Origin of the sequence: Saccharibacillus sacchari, assembly GCF_037722395.1 — a bacterium.
Lineage (GTDB): Bacteria > Bacillota > Bacilli > Paenibacillales > Paenibacillaceae > Saccharibacillus > Saccharibacillus sacchari_A.
In genome coordinates this window covers 110090-125540 of the sequence record NZ_JBBKAR010000048.1, presented here as the reverse complement: position 1 = coordinate 125540, position 15451 = coordinate 110090, and the positions used below count along the sequence as shown (strand labels likewise).

The window sequence follows — 15451 nt, the reverse complement described above, 5'->3', positions numbered from 1 at the left end:
ACTTTCGCAACCGCGGCTTCAATGCCTGACCCCTAAGGGCAAGAGCATTGAACGAAGCGATCACTTTGGTCTTCGCTTTAAAAGAAAGCACCATGTGCTCGTTTAAAACGTGGCGAGAATTTTCATTCTCTTTATTCTCAAACACGAACCGCTCAAAGATTTAAACCTTTTTCGCTTATCGCGGGAACACCAATTCTTATTGCCCGGTTGGGGTCTAAGAATTTCGTTCCTGACTCACTTACTGTTCAGTTTTCAAGGAGCAAACTGTGTTGATTTGTTTCTTTCGTTCGGCGCCGTTTGTCTCAGCGGCGACTTTTATATCCTATCACAGTTCCAAGCAATTCGTCAAGCACTTTTTTTAAGAAGTTTTTCGAAGCTTGTTTGTGATGTGCTGTTCTCAGCAACTTAGCACTGAGCGCCTTTGAAGGGCGAGATTTAATTTATCACATACTCCAACTTAACGTCAACCCTTTTTCGAAATTTCATCCGTTTTCATTTTTCATATGCTTGCCAAACCTGCGTCAATTCACGCTATAACGTATTTCTTCACTATGCGGACTGGTATTGTCTTCGCGCGGCCACTGCTTGATCAGAGAACGATAGACCAACTTGCGCACCACCATCGGCAGCTCTTTTTTGACATATTGCAAATCGGGATGACGCACCAATTCCTCTATCGTCCATGGGATTCTGCGGCTGCGAAGAACTCGAATCAGCAGTTCCGAGCATACGGCCATTTTGGACATGACGGAGAATTCGCAGGCCAGCAGGACCAATTCGACCCGTTCTTCCAACGTTTCTTGGCTAAATGCAAGTTGTTCATACAATTTATACACTTGGGCACTATGCGTGCGAACCTGATTCCAAATGGTCTTTTCCGGATATACGGATTTCTGAACCAGTTCGATGCAAGCCCAATGGTGCAGAGCTTTGAGCGTACTATAGTAGGCGTCCATCTCATGACCTTCCGTCAAATGGCGCTTGGCTTCGACATAGTTACGAAGAAAACGCGAGAACTCGAAAAACAGCCGTTGTTCCTGAAGAGGCTGTTCAAAGTGTTCAACTTGCTGCCTCAAATGCAAAATTTGCCCGTTCACGTCGTCTACCACTTCTCCCTGTAAAAAATAATGAACCAACGAACGATTTTCGCCGGTTACGATCCATCTTTTCAGTTCTTCCGCTTGCAGACTCAGGAAATGATAATGAACACCGTTCTCTACACGATGATGCGTTTGTACGTCTTCGCAGTCGCGGGGAGAATCGAAAATAAGAAATACCAGCACGTCGAAGTCCTGAAGCAGCGCGCCGTGAAACTTCCCGCCAGGCCGATAACAAGCGACAGCTCCCAGAGGAAGAGGATCTTTTTTTGTCCAATCGTTAAAAGTAAAAGGGCTCAAGTTCAATTCCTCCTTGCATATGGGCCGTCTGAATGTCGGATTATGGCCGTTACACCTTATTCTACGCCGGACGGTCCATTCCTCCTTCATTAGAAGGCCCATTAAAAAATGCACGGAGCATCTATTGCGAACGCTCGTTACTTTTCGTTGATCGTACGCAGCACTTCCCAAGCTTCGGCCGAAGCGAAACTGCGCGTCCAACTGGCTACGCCGGCAAGCTCGTGCTTTTTCGCCAATTCGATGCGCCGCGTGAGCGATTCTCCGTCTTCCAGCCAAATGCGCTTTTTCGTGCCGTCTTCTTTATCTTCATATTCGGCGTAATGCTGGCCGATGTCATCGAGCAACTCCTGCTTCGCGCCATTTTCAGCGACCAAGCGTTGAGAAGTCTCCATTCCTACAGCCGAAGAAGACACTTTGGTCTCGCCGTTTTCTTCGGTCTCCGTCCATACCCGCGTGTACAGTGGAATGCCGAGCACCAGCTTGGACGCCGGTACAGCATCTTCTTCTAAAATCCGTTGAACAGACGTCTCTACCCACGGCAAGGACGCAACGGAGCCTGCATTGGGACTGCTCGCCCAGTGCTCGTCGTAAGCCATGACCATCATAAAATCGACCGTTTCTCCCAATGCGCGACGATCCAGGAAGGCCGACCACATTTCCGTATTCGATTTGGGTGTCACGTCAACGGAGACGGTGAGGCCGACTTTGTGCGCTTGCACGGTAAATTCACGCACAAACTCAACAAACGGCTCTTTATCTTCGGTATATACATTTTCAAAGTCGAGATTGATACCGTCCAGCTTGTATTCGGCAGCGTAATCCAGCACCTGGCGAATCGCTACGGCGCGCGTTGCGTAATCACTCAGCATGTCACGCGTCCAATCCGCCTCAAAGCTATTGCTGAACAGTCCCCACACCTGCTTATCCCGATTATGGGCGCGTCCCACATAGGCGGAGTCCGCTTTGTTTTTCACATTGCCGGCACCGTCCTCCAGCTCGAACCAGGTCGGACTGACGACGTTGATGCCTTGCATTTCTTCGATCACGTCCGGGTTCGCTTTGCGCTCGTACACAGCTTCCCAGGCGAGGTTGATCTTCTTGTTCGACCATTCTTTGGCTGCGGCGGTCTCGGCGACTTCGATGGCAGGCACCTTTTCCTCATTGCCGATCTTTACTTCGCTTGCCGGGATATAACCGGAACGGCCTTCTTCGGTCTGCGCATACAACCAACCGTCTTGCTCATTCCAGATACGCAGCGGCATACCGTCTTCAAGATCGGCGATAGCCGGCGACTTGATCGTACGATCGCTTCGAAGCTTCGGTGAGCTGAACAGTCCGCCGTCCGCTGCCGTACCCGTGCGGAATTCGTTGCCGGCTTTGAGTACGATCACGCTTCCCTCGGGGCTTTCTTCCGCAATCTGAATACCGTAAAGCTGCTCGAGAGGCTCTACGGGTATGTACAGAACATCGTCTACCTTTTCCAAAGAAGAGCCGAGTGCATAACTGTCCCCATTCAGTTCAGCCTGTTCTTTCCCCTGCGTCATGACCAAAAGTTCGCCTGGAGTGGTCAGAATCGCCGTCTCTCCGTCCGGATCGCCGTAAGCGTAGGCATTGATCTGCTCGCGCACCAACGGCAAAGGAAGCTTTAGCGAATCCCCGCTCCCGCGTGCCGTATAGCCACTCCATTGTCCTTCTATAAAAATAGGCTTTTGCTGCCCGATCCATTCTGGTTCTTCATGCGAGAAACTCGGCAGGAACTGCCATGCTCCCCAACCTGCGCCTACAATCACAATGCCGAGTAGAATGATTCTGCCCGGACGTTTCTTTTTACGAGTACGCGTGCGTTTTTGTCTGCTTCCTATCACTTCACAACCGCAACCCTTCTGCATGATCGCAAGAATACGCCATAAAAAAAAGCGCGGGAGCCTTTTCGGCTCCACACGCCCTATTGTAAGCAAACGTCAATGTTCGCTGCAACCTTTGCACACGCCATACACTTCCAAACGATGCCCTTTGACTGTAAATCCCGTAGATTTCGCCGCAGCATGTTCAACTTCCGCCAAATAAGGATGATGGAAATCTTCGATCTTGCCGCATTTCTCGCAGATAATATGATAATGTTCGCTGACGTTCGCATCGAATCGGCTGGAATTGTCTCCATACGTAAGTTCGTGAATCATTCCGGCTTCGATCAGCATCTTGAGATTGTTATAAACGGTAGCGACGCTCATGCTTGGAAATTGCGGACACAACGCGCGATAAATTTCGTCCGCCGTCGGATGCCCCATATTTTCCATCAGGTAAGTCAAAATGGCATGTCGTTGGGGAGTGATGCGCACACCGTTGATTTTCAACTGTTCCAAAGCATGCTGTACACGTGTCGTCATCCCGTTCTCCTCCTCGCCGTAATTCCTTGGGTTACTCTACATTGTAAGGTTTGTGAATATTTTTTGTCAACGTGTCAATCTACAAGCCGTCCTTCAATCGCTGCGAAAAATATTCAGATCTCCGTTCCCGTCTACTTTTACCGTAAAGTCACCGTCTCCGTAAGTCCCGCTGAGCGTCCGATCTTCGATAGCAAACGGCAGTTCGCTGCGAATATCGCCATAGCCATTCGAACCGTCCATCTTATAGTCCCCCTGGTCGGGAAGAGTCAGATCTATGCGACCTACCGCACTATATACCGACCAGTTCCCGCGCACAACACGAGAGGTGATCGCGATATTGCCGTTGAGGCTTTGTGCAGATAATCCAAAGTTGGCGCCATTGATTTCGATGCTGCCGTTCCGAGTATCCGCAGCGATATCGCCAAGGGTTCCGTTCGCCGTGATATTGCCGAGAATAGTAGTCAAATTGGCTGAACCGGAAATATTCGCACTCTCGATATCTCCCTGCTGCGTCTCGGCTTTCGCATTGCCGGTGATCGTCGACAGTTCAATACTGCCTTTTGACGTCGATGCCGAGAGGTTGCCGCTCACATTGGTAAAGTCCAGATTCCCTCCGCCTGTTTGCACGGAGATGGAACGAAGGGCTTGAACGCCATTCAAGGTAACAGAGCCTCCGTTGGTACGGATATCCATGTCAAAGCTTCGCTCGGGCGGAAGCAGAATCTCCAGATCGATCCTCGGCTGGCGTCGTCCCGACGCGCCGTAAGACTGCGAATCGGTCGTAATCGCCAGCGTCTCGCCTTCCTTGATGCGCACGCCGGTTTTTTCGGCAATCGTCTTCGCTTCTTCCGGCTCGGCCTGATCGATCCAGACTGTGCTGCGCACGCGGATTCGATCGGAAAAACCGCGGCGAACGATAATGTCTCCATTGATACCTTCGACGGTCAAACCGGTCATTTCCAGCGTCGCCGCGAGATCGACCGAAGGCTTGGCGAATTTATTGCCTTCCGCCTCGCTGAATTCGATGCCGGACGTGGTCAGATCCAGACTTACCCGGTTCCATAGATGGAGATAATGATTCTGCTGCGTAACGATAAACACGGAAGCGCTAAGCAGAGTCGCTACCAACATGCCCGCAAAATCGATTCGGAATCGCCGACCGGCGCCCCGGCGACGGAACACCAGCAGCATCACGATATATTCGAGTCCCCATACGACGAAAATAGCCGGCCACCAGCGCAGCAATTCCAGCATATCGTCGCGCCCGCGCAGCTCATCGCCGAGCAACAACAGCCCAACGGAGATCAGCACGATTGCTGCCGTCCAGCGGCCGATACGGATTTTAGGATTCATGCCGTCTCCTCCCCTCTGCCACAGTCGATTGATCGGGCTCGGATGGCGGGGAGGCTTTGGCTGACGACGATCCGGCTGATGAAGATGCAGAAGGTCGCTTGGCTGCTTTGCGTACGCCGAAGGCTTGGACAACTGCAAAAACAAGGCCCAGTGCAATAAGGGCGACGGCTGCGGTTTCTTTTCCATAAAGCTCGATCAACTGCCGGAACCAAAGAGGGCGACTGTGCAGGATAAGCAGTACCGCGCCTTCGCCTACCAGAATCAAACCAAACGCCATACTTTTTCGCCAATTCCGAAATTCGTTCTCGATCGTACGCCGACGTTCGTTGACCCGATCCGTCGCTTGCAGCACATCGTATAGATTATAGAAGTAAATGATCGGAATGGTCAGGCCGAGCAAAATCAACAGAGGTACGTTTATTTTGATGCCCGTCGCCGAAAAGTACAACAAAGCTTCGATCACGAGCAGAATCGACAGCATAAAAGAAACGCCTTTTTGAATCAATCCCAGATAAAGATGTCCTGCGCCAGGGATGACGGCAGATAAAATACAAGCGATAGTGGTTCTTTTTTGACGCATGATCCGGATCTCCTTTCGCCCAGTTACTCAATCGCCACCGAATATACGCCTTCCATGTTCAGCAATTGATGGGTCATCTCGGCCGGGTCCATTCGCTTTTCCGAGGTCAGGTGCATGGTGATTTCCGCTGCTGAACTTCCTTCCGATTCGGAGACTGGAGCATCATTTTTAACGTGGACTTCCATCTTGCGGATACGCACTTCGCGTTCTTTCATAAAGTCGGAGACTTTCTCCATCAGGCCATTACCCGTTCGTCCTCGTACAGTAACAACATGGGTGTGGTGCCCACGGATATAACGCTGCTCCACGACATTGAGGACCATTAAAGTCAAAAATACGAATAACGTGGTGAGAATGGCGGCAAAATAAAACCCTGCACCCACGGCCAAACCAATCGCTGCGACTACCCACAGGGAAGCCGCGGTCGTCAGACCCGTAATCGACTTTCCTGTAAAAAGGATGGTCCCCGCTCCCAAAAAACCGATCCCCGAAATAACGGCAGTCGCCAGACGTGCCGGATCGACCCGCACGCTCGGCTGATCGACAAAAGCCACGAAGCCGTACATGGAAAGCAGCATAATGAGCGCAGAGCCAACGGAAACGAGAATATGGGTACGAAGTCCGGCGGCATGACTGGAACGCTCGCGTTCCCAGCCGATCAGGCCGCCCAGCAGCACCGCAGATACAATCCGCAGCAAAATATGAGTGTTGTCAATAATCCAGGGGTTGGTCATGTGCGTTCTTACTCCTTCTACTCGAAAATTGCGAGATCAGTGTGTTTCTATCGTATCGTTTTTGCGTCGCATGGTCGTCAATTCCACACCAGGCGCCACGTATTCTTTTCGAAAAGGAACGAATCCGAAGCCTTGATACAAACGCATCGCAGGTTCATTCATGGAGCCCGTCGATACGATGTAGGTCTTGAAGTCCGGATAACGCGTAAAGATATACTGGATCAGTCTTGTCGCGATTCCTTGTCTGAAAAAGTCTGGGTGAACCATCATCCTTGTCAGTGTCAATTCGCCTGGATACTCTTCTTCAACCGCAATGGCTCCTGCAAGCTCACCGGCTTCCGTTGTGTATCCGTAAAAGGTATCACTGCTGTGCTTCAACGTATCCAAGGTATCAGCCAAAGGCGGAATTTCATCAAACCCGATTCGCTTGGCCTCCAAACGATAAGCCGTCGTTTGCAACCGAAATAACGCCTCGACTAATGAATGGTCTTCCATATTCAGTTTATCGATCATCGCCATTCTCCTCGCATCTCCTTATCATTAACCGAATTTCTGACTTTCGCTCGGAACGTACGGATGAGTATAGAAGACAAAAGGACACGTTCGCAAGCGAACGTGTCCTTTTAACAGCTCCAGTACGTTGTCTACATCCATTGTAGCACGACGCCGAATGATTCCTTGACCGGATTCGAAAAGGAATTCGATGCAGAAGCCGTATGTTCGATCAGGCTTGCAGCAGTTCCACGAGCAGCTTGTTGACCAGCCCTGGATTGGCTTTGCCTTTGCTCTGCTTCATGACTTGACCAACGAGGAAGCCGATCGCTTTGTCTTTGCCGGCGCGGTAATCTTCGACCGATTGCGGATTGGCGGCGACCACTTCGACGACGATGGCCTTAATGGCGCCTTCGTCGCTGATCTGAACCAGCCCTTGTTCTTCGACGATTTGCTGCGGAAGCTTGCCGCTTTGCAGCATTTCTTTGAAAACGGTCTTGGCGATTTTGTTGCTGACAGTGCCTTTGCCGATCAGGCCGACCAGCTCGCCGAGCCCTTGACCGGTAATCGGAACCGCATTTAGCTCAAGGCCGCTTGTGTTCAGATGGCCGAGAAGATCGCCCATGATCCAGTTGGACACGGATTTGGCGTCGTCGGTATGCTTCAGGCTTTCTTCGAACAAGTCCGCCAGCGGCTTGGAGGAAGTGATGACCTGCGCATCATAGGCCGGCAGACTGTAGTCGGTGCTGTAACGGGCTTTGCGTGCATCCGGCAGCTCGGGAATTCCAGCCTGGATCGCAGACTTCCACTCTTCGCTGATTTCGACTGCAACCAGATCCGGGTCCGGGAAATAACGATAGTCATGCGCTTCTTCTTTGCCACGCATGGACAGCGTTACGCCTTTGGCTTCGTCCCAGCGGCGGGTTTCCTGAACGACTACGCCACCTTCGTCCAGAATCTCGGCTTGACGGACTTCTTCGTACTCCAAGCCACGTTGTACGCCGCGGAAAGAGTTCATGTTTTTGAGTTCGGCACGGATACCGAATTCTTTTTGTCCTTTCGGACGAAGACTGATGTTGGCATCGCAGCGCAGCGAGCCTTCTTCCATTTTCACGTCCGAGACTTCGCAGTACTGCATGATCGCGCGCATCTTTTCCAGGTAAGCGCGAGCTTCTTCCGGCGAAGACAGCTCGGGCTCGGAAACGATCTCGACCAGCGGCGTTCCGACGCGGTTGAAGTCGACCAGCGAGCCGAAAGCACCGGTATGCGTCAGTTTGCCCGCGTCTTCTTCCAAGTGAAGGCGCGTGATGCCGATCCGCTTGGTTTTGCCGTCGACTTCGATATCGATCCAGCCGTGTTCGCCGATCGGACGAGCCGCCTGCGAAATCTGATAAGCTTTCGGCGAATCGGGATAAAAATAGTTTTTTCGGTCAAAATGGCTGATATCCGCAATTTGGCAGTTCAGTGCCATAGCTGCTTTTACCGCATATTCGACGGCTTGACGGTTCAGTACCGGCAGTACGCCGGGATGCCCCAAACAAACCGGGCAAGTATGTGTATTAGGCGGTGCTCCGAATTCGGTAGAGCAACCACAGAAGATCTTCGTATTCGTATGCAGCTCAACGTGCACTTCGAGTCCGACGACCGTTTCGTATTGTACGGTGGACATAACAGGCGTTTCCTCCTTCTTGAGCACGCGGATTAAATCTGCGGGCGGCGTTTATGATGATCGGTATTCTGCTCGAACGCATGCGAGACGCGCAGTACGGTTTGTTCGTCGAACGGCTTGCCGATGATCTGAAGGCCAACCGGCATTTCATCTACGAAACCGCAAGGGATGCTGATCGCCGGAACGCCCGCAAGGCTGACCGGGATCGTCAAAATGTCGTTCAGGTACATCGTGAGCGGATCGTCCGTTTGCGAACCGATTGCAAATGCCGTCGTCGGTGCCGTAGGTCCCACGATGACATCGAATTTCTCGAACACTTGATCGAAGTCTTGCTTGATCAACGTACGAACTTTTTGCGCCTTCAAATAGTACGCATCATAGTAACCGGAGCTAAGCGCGTACGTTCCCAGCATGATGCGGCGCTTCACTTCGTCACCGAAGCCTTCGCTTCTCGATTTCAGATAGAGATCCAAAAGATTGTCCGGATTTTCGGCACGAACGCCGTAACGAACGCCGTCGAAACGGGCCAAGTTGGACGAAGCTTCCGAGGAAGACAGCAGATAATAAGCCGCCAGCGCGTATTCGGTATGCGGCAGCGAAACCTCTTCCCAAGTCGCACCCAAAGCTTCGAGCTGCTTGATCGCAGCCAATACGGATTCTTTGACTTTCGGATCGACGCCTTCACCCATGTATTCTTTCGGTACGGCAATGCGAAGTCCCTTGATATCGCCTGTCAGTGCAGACGCATAGTCCGGCACGTCCACATTGGCCGACGTCGAATCCCGGTCGTCATGACCGGCGATCGCTTGAAGCACGTAGGCCGAATCTTCGACGGTACGCGTAACCGGGCCGATCTGATCCAGCGAGGATGCAAAAGCGACCAGACCGAAACGCGATACAAGGCCGTACGTGGGCTTCAAGCCAACCACGCCGCAATACGAAGCAGGCTGACGAATGGACCCCCCCGTATCCGAGCCGAGCGTGAAGTAGACTTCGCCCGACGCGACCGCGGCTGCCGAACCGCCGCTCGAACCGCCCGGAACGCGATCCAGGTTCCACGGATTACGTACCGGGTAGAAGCTGGAGTTCTCGTTCGAACCGCCCATCGCGAACTCGTCCATATTCAGTTTGCCGATGGTGACGCTATCTTCCGCGCGCAATTTTTTCACGACTGTCGCATCGTAAACGGGATCAAAGTTACGCAAAAATTGGCTCGCACAGGTTGTGCGCAGTCCTTCTGTCACGATATTATCCTTAATCCCTGCCGGCAGACCGAAAAGCAGTCCGCGCTTTTCGCCGGCTGCCAATTTCTGATCCAGCTTTGCCGCAGAAGCCAAAGCGCCTTCTTCATCGACGGTCAAAAATGCTTTTACTTTCTCGTCCCGTTCCCCTACTTTTTGCAAGGAGTCCTTGACCAGCTCGGTCACGGACAGTTCGCCGGCTTGCAGCCGACTTTGAATCTCCCGAAGTCCCAAATCGAACAATGTCACTATCGCACCTCCGCGTTGATCATTAGCTATTCCGTATTGCCGAATCAGTCCAGTACAGCCGGTACAAGGAACTGGCCGTCTTCGTCTTCAGGCGCATTATGCAGCACCCGCTCGATCGGCAAACTTTCATGTACCTTGTCTTCACGCATAACGCTATGCAGCGGCAACACGTGCGTCGTCGGCTCTACGCCTTCCGTATCCAGCTCGTCCAACTTTTCCGCATATTGCAGAATCGCGCTCAGCTGCTCGGCGAACAATTCTTTTTCTTCGTCGCTTACATTCAACCGCGCCAACTTGGCCACGTGCTCGACCTGTTCCACCGTAATTTTCATGTTAAGTTCTCCTATCGTTTAAAGGGTTAAAGTGCCGAAACTCCTCAACGTCCCCATTATAGGTTAGCAACCCGCAAAAATCTAGGGCGTGTACGTTCTCAGGCTGTCCTCGAAAGTTACGTTTGCGGGGGAAGGTAACAGGCTCCGAGAGAAATTCGTTCCGGTCGCGTGTTGAAATCGGGAAAAAGATTGAATTTTAGTGGAATTTTCCCGATTTCAAAGGCGATCACTATTGTTCCTTCACTGAATTTCTCTCTCCGCCTGCTGCCTTCCAGCTACGTTAGACTTTCTCGACATTTTGAAGACGTGTACGCCTTTTACTTTGTCAGTATTAAAGATAAGGTATTAGAGCTAGACCCTCCCGAAGTCGGCAAAGCCGCTTCCCCGAGCTTTTCCGCTGCGCGAAACTCCGTTCGTACAGCCCTAACAAAGAAAAAAGCCGGCAGCAGCCGGCTTCATATGTAGGGAAGGTCTGGTTCGTAAAAGGCTGATTTAGCGGAGGGAAAGTTCCGTGAAGGAGCGTTAGCGATCGCCTTTGAAATCGGGAAATCTCAACTTTAATCCAATTCTAATTTCCCGATTTCAACAAGCGACCGTAACGGAACTTTCCCGGCGCGTGCTACAAGCCTTCCTTCCGAACAGGACCTTCCCGGCAATCAAAAGCCGGCTCCCGCCGACATCAAATCCATGCCCGTAAATTAATCCGCTTAATAAACTCCGCCTGCGTCATCGGCTCAGCCGACGCTTCAGCTTCGGGTTCAAGCGTCTCTTCGTCTTCGCCGTTCATCACTTGATAGAACAGCTTCTCGTTGTGCGTCGCCAGCGCATAATCAATCAATGCGGCACGCTCGACCTGATCCGCCTCAAAACGCAGCACATTTTCCTCCGGCTCGATATCTTTTTCCGTTACGAAAAAGTTGCGGTTAGCCTGCGGGATTCGGACGATATAATCGAAAGCGTTATCCGGATTACGGTCATAAGCGATCAAGTAGCCGTATTCTCCCACAGGGAGGTTCTGCTCGAAGACATCCGCGACGATCACGATTTTTTCTCCCAGATGAAGCATTGTTTCTCCCCCTCGGTCGTCATCTACAAAGCCTGGCCCTCCCGGGTCTTTCCGGCTTCATGGTCCACTCACTCGTGAAAATGAATGTAATGCAAATGCTTAGCTTATATCGTACTAAAAAAAGGTTTTGCTGTCCACGCCAACGGCTCACTTTATGTAGGTTTTAAACAAAAATGTAGTCGAATTTTGCCGACTGGGGTTTATCGCGGGTCTTCCCCGTTCCGAATCCGGCTCAAGCGCTCGTACCACGGCTGGTTTACGCGTCCCTCTTGAAACTTGGCAGAGTTCCAGGCGCGCACAAAAACTCTACCGTCCCCATGTCGATACGTTGGCTTTTTATCTCGAATTTCGATCTGTTCGTTCTCCGCAATCGGTTCCGACTCTGTTCGCCGCTCCAGTACGAGTCTTGGTTGTTCTCTTTTGTCCGCGTCAAAAGGCTTAGCTCCGTCCACTTTGCTCATATCCCCCTTGAATGTTACCGGATGTACATCCATCCATATCGGCTTGAACGCTCACTTCGGTTATCTGATTGCCAATTTAATCGTTAAAAAGCAAAAAAAAGAACGCAAACCGGGATTGAATCCTCAGCTTGCGTGCTTCGCAGGCATCATGCGTGTAGCGAATCAACAACAGCCAAAGGCCATGTCCGCAACAAACGCGTATTCACTTCCATCCTATCGAGAAGCAAAGTAATGATGAATAGACCCTGAAAGCCTCTTCTCCAAATATCTTGCGTCAGGACGGATGCTCAATAGGTGTATCTTACTACCGCTCCATCGCCTTGTCCAGCTTTTTAGGGATGCGATCGAATTTTACAAAGCAGGCACGAACGGGTTATTCGCCTTCTCGTAACCGATTTTCGTGCGGGGTCCATGACCTGGATAGACGACCGTTTCGTCAGGCAGCTTGTACAATTTCAAACGAATCGAATCGACCAAATCGCCTTGGCGACCGCCGTACAGATCGGTACGACCTACGCCTTCGCGGAACAGTACGTCGCCAGCGAACAAGTCTTTGCCGCAGAGGAAGCTTACGCTGCCCGGCGAGTGACCCGGTGTATGTAGCACTTTGAATTGGTTGCCGATCAGGCTCAATGTCTGTCCTTGGGCCAGCGCAAACTCGGCAGGATCGGTCGTGATCGGCCCGCCGAGCTCGGACCACATGGCGGAACCGTCATGTTTGGCGTCAGTCAACCAATCGGCTTCCAGATCATGCAGATAGACCGGGCAGCCTTTGGCTTTGCGAAGTTCTTCGACGCCTGCCATATGGTCGAAATGGGCATGGGTGAGCAGAATCGCTTCCACATGGAGATGCTCGACTCGGCGCATCAGCGCGGCCGGATTCATGCCCGGATCGATCACGACGGCCTTCAGATCGTCTTCGCCGCGAAGCAGATACGCATTGGTTTGCAGCGGACCCAGATTGAATGTCTCGACTCTCAGCATCTCAGACCTCCGACAGCAGCGTCCGCAGCTCGTGCACGATCACTTCATGAATCGATGTGCCTTCCCCGTAACGCTCCATCATCTGCTCGCGGACGACTTTCATGTTATCCGCATAGTCGGCTGCTTCGCGGTCCGGATTCTCCGCTTTGAATTTGCGCATCAACTCTTGCACTTTCTCCGGACGAGGTCCCCACTGAAGCAGGGGTTCACCGTCTTCATTAGCAAAGATCACGATCGGCACCGAACGGCCGCCCATGGTCAGATACTCGTCCATCAGATCGAAGTTCTGTTCCAAAATCAAAACGTCTACAGGAATATCGGCGGTTTCCAGCACCCGGAAAACGACAGGCACGTTACGCACGACGTCGCCGCACCAGTCTGCCGCCAAAATGACCGTTCTCAGATCCGTGCGCGAGCGTAAGCCTTCGAAGAAGAGCCGGTCCTCCTCCTTTTTCCAAGTAAAGTCGCGGTAACCCGCTTCAAAAGTTTCTTTGTTTTTTTCCATAGCGTCGATAAAGCCTTGCGGGGTCAAGCCTGTTCCGAATCGGGATTTCAAATTGGATTTGCTCATGTTGTTCCCTCTTTTCTTCATGGTATGGGTATGGATGCGGATAGGATTGTGGATTAAACTCTGGCTTTTTTGCGACGGGTCAGAACAGCTTTGACGATCAGGTACACCAGCATCAGGAATACGGCTCCCAAAATGATCGGTACGACATACGGCGCCGCTTTTTCGTCGATATGCTCCCATTGTCCGCCAAGCTGATAGCCCAGGAATACAAACAGAATCGACCATGGAATAACAGCCAGCGTCGTCAGCAGCGTAAAGCGCCAGGTCGGCATTTTGGCCAAACCTGCCGGGATAGAGATCGCGTGTCTGACAACCGGGATAAAACGACCGCTGAAAATGATGCCGGCTCCGTACTTGTTGAACCACGCTTCGGCGTGATCGATATGCGATTCTTTGATAAAAATGTATTTGCCGAATTTCTCTAATACCGGGCGACCGCCGTAGCGGCTAATCCAATAAATGAACAACTGGGCAAACACGCCGCCGATCGTCCCGAACAAAACGGCTCCCCAGAAGTTGATATCTCCCGAGTAGACCAAAAATCCGCCGTATGCCAAAACGATCTCGCTGGGAATCACTTCGACCATCAGGCCGAACATGATGCCGAAGTAACCCAACCCTTGTATCCACGCAAACAGCTGCGCGACGATATCCGAAATAAAGCTCACCGTTTTCCCTCTTTCCTCTACTTATTGCGCCGACCGCGAACGCTCCGGGCGGCGCATGCCTTAACGTTTATGGACTGCCGCTTTTAGACCACCGAAGGAGCAGGCAAGCGGTCGCTTAGCGCTTTTTCCAGATACGGGGAAGCGCCGAGGAATCCTCGGAACGCTTCGTATTCGCGCCAAAGGGTTGCCGTATCCTGACCGTCCGATTTGACCGCGCGGATCAGGATGTTTTTCGGCGTATGCTCCATATCGATAAATTCGAGCAACTGCGTTTTGTACCCGACGATGTCGAGCAGCTTGGCCCGGATCGCATCGGTCGCGAGCGCCGAGAAGCGTTCTTTCAGTATGCCGTGCGAGAGCAGCGGCTCCAGAAGATCGTTTTGTACCTGCGAAAAAAGTTCATGTTGGCAGCACGGGACGGACAGAATCGCGGAAGCGCCCCAACGTACCGCTTTTTCCAACGCGGCATCGGTTGCGGTGTCGCAGGCATGCAGGGTGATCACCATATCCACAGCATCAAACTCGTTATAATCGGCGATATCGCAAATGCGGAAATGCAGGCCTTCGTAGTTCAGCGTCCGAGCCAGCGATTCGCAATGTTCGATAACGTCGGCTTTCAGATCCAGTCCCACTACATTCAGCTCGAACTTTTCCTGTACGGCAAGGTAATGATAAAGCGCGAAGGTCAGATACGATTTGCCGCAGCCGAAGTCGACGATGGTCAGCTTGCGTTCTTTGGGCAGGGCAGGCAAAATGTCTCGCACCATCTCCAGGAACCGATTGATCTGACGGAACTTATCGTATTTGGCGGCCAGTACGCGACCTTTGTCGTTCATGACGCCCAGCTCCACCAGAAAAGGAACCGGTTCGCCTTCCTCCAGCACATACGTTTTTTTGCGATCGTGGGCGAGGTTGGCAGCCTGTTTTTTGGTCGGCGCTTTTTTCAAAATGCCCAACTTGCCTTTTTTGCTGACCAGCACTTGATAATCGGCTTCCAGGGTGCAGAACAGTCCTTGACGCATTTCTTCTTCCAGCAGAAGAGCGATGCGCGGCAAAGCTTGTTCAAGCGTCAGGTTCTCATGCGTGACTTTTTTCTCATAATGGTACGCCAGCTGGTAATGCAGTTCATTCTTTAGCATAAGCGGCTTTACGGCGACTTTGCTGTACGTTTCGTCATCTTTTCGCCGCGGTTGGCTAAGGGTTGCCGTAATCAGTTTGCCTTCCGGCAGCACGGCGTTTAGTAGCTCATTCATATTTTGCATAAGGT

Annotated in this window: 16 protein-coding genes; all 16 read right to left on the bottom strand. The window is 51.9% G+C overall.

The window, feature by feature from the left end; translation table 11 throughout:
• Positions 1-521: 521 nt before the first annotated feature.
• Positions 522-1397, bottom strand: coding sequence for a nucleotidyltransferase-like protein (locus WKI47_RS19435; protein ID WP_340228832.1), 876 nt, complete (start codon positions 1395-1397; stop codon positions 522-524).
• 137 nt (positions 1398-1534) lie between these two features.
• A complete protein-coding gene (locus WKI47_RS19430) occupies positions 1535-3262 on the bottom strand; it encodes a glycosyl hydrolase family 18 protein (RefSeq protein WP_340228831.1) in 1728 nt (575 codons plus the stop codon).
• A gap of 96 nt (positions 3263-3358) precedes the next feature.
• Entirely contained in the window at positions 3359-3784 is a 426-nt protein-coding gene (gene perR, locus WKI47_RS19425) for a peroxide-responsive transcriptional repressor PerR (protein ID WP_037291330.1), read from the bottom strand.
• A 93-nt stretch (positions 3785-3877) separates the two neighbouring features.
• Positions 3878-5137, bottom strand: coding sequence for a DUF4097 family beta strand repeat-containing protein (locus tag WKI47_RS19420; RefSeq protein WP_340228830.1), 1260 nt, complete (start codon positions 5135-5137; stop codon positions 3878-3880).
• Positions 5127-5717, bottom strand: coding sequence for a hypothetical protein (locus WKI47_RS19415; RefSeq protein ID WP_340228829.1), 591 nt, complete (start codon positions 5715-5717; stop codon positions 5127-5129). Before WKI47_RS19415 ends, WKI47_RS19420 begins: the two co-directional genes overlap by 11 nt.
• Positions 5718-5740: 23 nt before the next feature.
• A complete protein-coding gene (locus WKI47_RS19410) occupies positions 5741-6451 on the bottom strand; it encodes an MgtC/SapB family protein (RefSeq protein WP_340228828.1) in 711 nt (236 codons plus the stop codon).
• Positions 6452-6487: 36 nt separating this feature from the next.
• On the bottom strand, positions 6488-6964 hold the full coding sequence (locus WKI47_RS19405; protein WP_340228835.1) for a GNAT family N-acetyltransferase: 477 nt from the start codon (positions 6962-6964) through the stop codon (positions 6488-6490).
• A gap of 211 nt (positions 6965-7175) precedes the next feature.
• The gene (gatB, locus tag WKI47_RS19400) at positions 7176-8612 is read right to left on the bottom strand and encodes an Asp-tRNA(Asn)/Glu-tRNA(Gln) amidotransferase subunit GatB (protein WP_340228827.1); all 1437 of its coding nucleotides are present in this window, start codon (positions 8610-8612) and stop codon (positions 7176-7178) included.
• 32 nt (positions 8613-8644) lie between these two features.
• Positions 8645-10102, bottom strand: a complete 1458-nt coding sequence (gene gatA / locus WKI47_RS19395; protein WP_340228826.1) for an Asp-tRNA(Asn)/Glu-tRNA(Gln) amidotransferase subunit GatA — start codon at positions 10100-10102, stop codon at positions 8645-8647.
• 44 nt (positions 10103-10146) lie between these two features.
• Complete coding sequence (gene gatC / locus WKI47_RS19390; RefSeq protein ID WP_340228825.1) at positions 10147-10434, bottom strand: Asp-tRNA(Asn)/Glu-tRNA(Gln) amidotransferase subunit GatC; 288 nt, start codon at positions 10432-10434, stop codon at positions 10147-10149.
• 679 nt (positions 10435-11113) lie between these two features.
• Positions 11114-11500, bottom strand: a complete 387-nt coding sequence (locus WKI47_RS19385) for an ATPase (protein WP_340228824.1) — start codon at positions 11498-11500, stop codon at positions 11114-11116.
• Positions 11501-11700: 200 nt separating this feature from the next.
• Positions 11701-11961 (bottom strand): hypothetical protein, encoded by a 261-nt coding sequence (locus tag WKI47_RS19380; protein WP_340228823.1) that lies wholly within the window; start codon positions 11959-11961, stop codon positions 11701-11703.
• A 351-nt stretch (positions 11962-12312) separates the two neighbouring features.
• The gene (locus tag WKI47_RS19375; RefSeq protein ID WP_340228822.1) at positions 12313-12945 is read right to left on the bottom strand and encodes an MBL fold metallo-hydrolase; all 633 of its coding nucleotides are present in this window, start codon (positions 12943-12945) and stop codon (positions 12313-12315) included.
• 1 nt (position 12946) lies between these two features.
• Positions 12947-13516: a thioredoxin family protein gene (locus WKI47_RS19370; RefSeq protein ID WP_340228821.1), complete on the bottom strand. Its 570-nt coding sequence runs from the start codon at positions 13514-13516 to the stop codon at positions 12947-12949.
• A gap of 53 nt (positions 13517-13569) precedes the next feature.
• Positions 13570-14184 carry a DedA family protein gene (locus WKI47_RS19365; protein WP_340228820.1) on the bottom strand — a complete coding sequence of 205 codons (615 nt, stop codon included), beginning with the start codon at positions 14182-14184 and terminating at the stop codon, positions 13570-13572.
• Between the two features lie 83 nt (positions 14185-14267).
• Positions 14268-15446, bottom strand: a complete 1179-nt coding sequence (locus WKI47_RS19360; RefSeq protein ID WP_340228819.1) for an SAM-dependent methyltransferase — start codon at positions 15444-15446, stop codon at positions 14268-14270.
• Positions 15447-15451: the final 5 nt, after the last annotated feature.

Excerpts from the sequence above, each read along its gene's own strand:
- gatC (WP_340228825.1), bottom strand. The coding sequence starts at position 10,434 with ATGAAAATTACGGTGGAACAGGTCGAGCACGTGGCCAAGTTGGCGCGG.
- gatB (WP_340228827.1), bottom strand. The coding sequence starts at position 8,612 with ATGTCCACCGTACAATACGAAACGGTCGTCGGACTCGAAGTGCACGTT.
- WKI47_RS19410 (WP_340228828.1), bottom strand. The coding sequence starts at position 6,451 with ATGACCAACCCCTGGATTATTGACAACACTCATATTTTGCTGCGGATT.
- perR (WP_037291330.1), bottom strand. The coding sequence starts at position 3,784 with ATGACGACACGTGTACAGCATGCTTTGGAACAGTTGAAAATCAACGGT.
- WKI47_RS19375 (WP_340228822.1), bottom strand. The coding sequence starts at position 12,945 with ATGCTGAGAGTCGAGACATTCAATCTGGGTCCGCTGCAAACCAATGCG.
- WKI47_RS19405 (WP_340228835.1), bottom strand. The coding sequence starts at position 6,964 with ATGATCGATAAACTGAATATGGAAGACCATTCATTAGTCGAGGCGTTA.
- WKI47_RS19380 (WP_340228823.1), bottom strand. The coding sequence starts at position 11,961 with ATGAGCAAAGTGGACGGAGCTAAGCCTTTTGACGCGGACAAAAGAGAA.
- WKI47_RS19415 (WP_340228829.1), bottom strand. The coding sequence starts at position 5,717 with ATGCGTCAAAAAAGAACCACTATCGCTTGTATTTTATCTGCCGTCATC.
- WKI47_RS19370 (WP_340228821.1), bottom strand. The coding sequence starts at position 13,516 with ATGAGCAAATCCAATTTGAAATCCCGATTCGGAACAGGCTTGACCCCG.
- WKI47_RS19385 (WP_340228824.1), bottom strand. The coding sequence starts at position 11,500 with ATGCTTCATCTGGGAGAAAAAATCGTGATCGTCGCGGATGTCTTCGAG.
- WKI47_RS19360 (WP_340228819.1), bottom strand. The coding sequence starts at position 15,446 with ATGCAAAATATGAATGAGCTACTAAACGCCGTGCTGCCGGAAGGCAAA.
- WKI47_RS19420 (WP_340228830.1), bottom strand. The coding sequence starts at position 5,137 with ATGAATCCTAAAATCCGTATCGGCCGCTGGACGGCAGCAATCGTGCTG.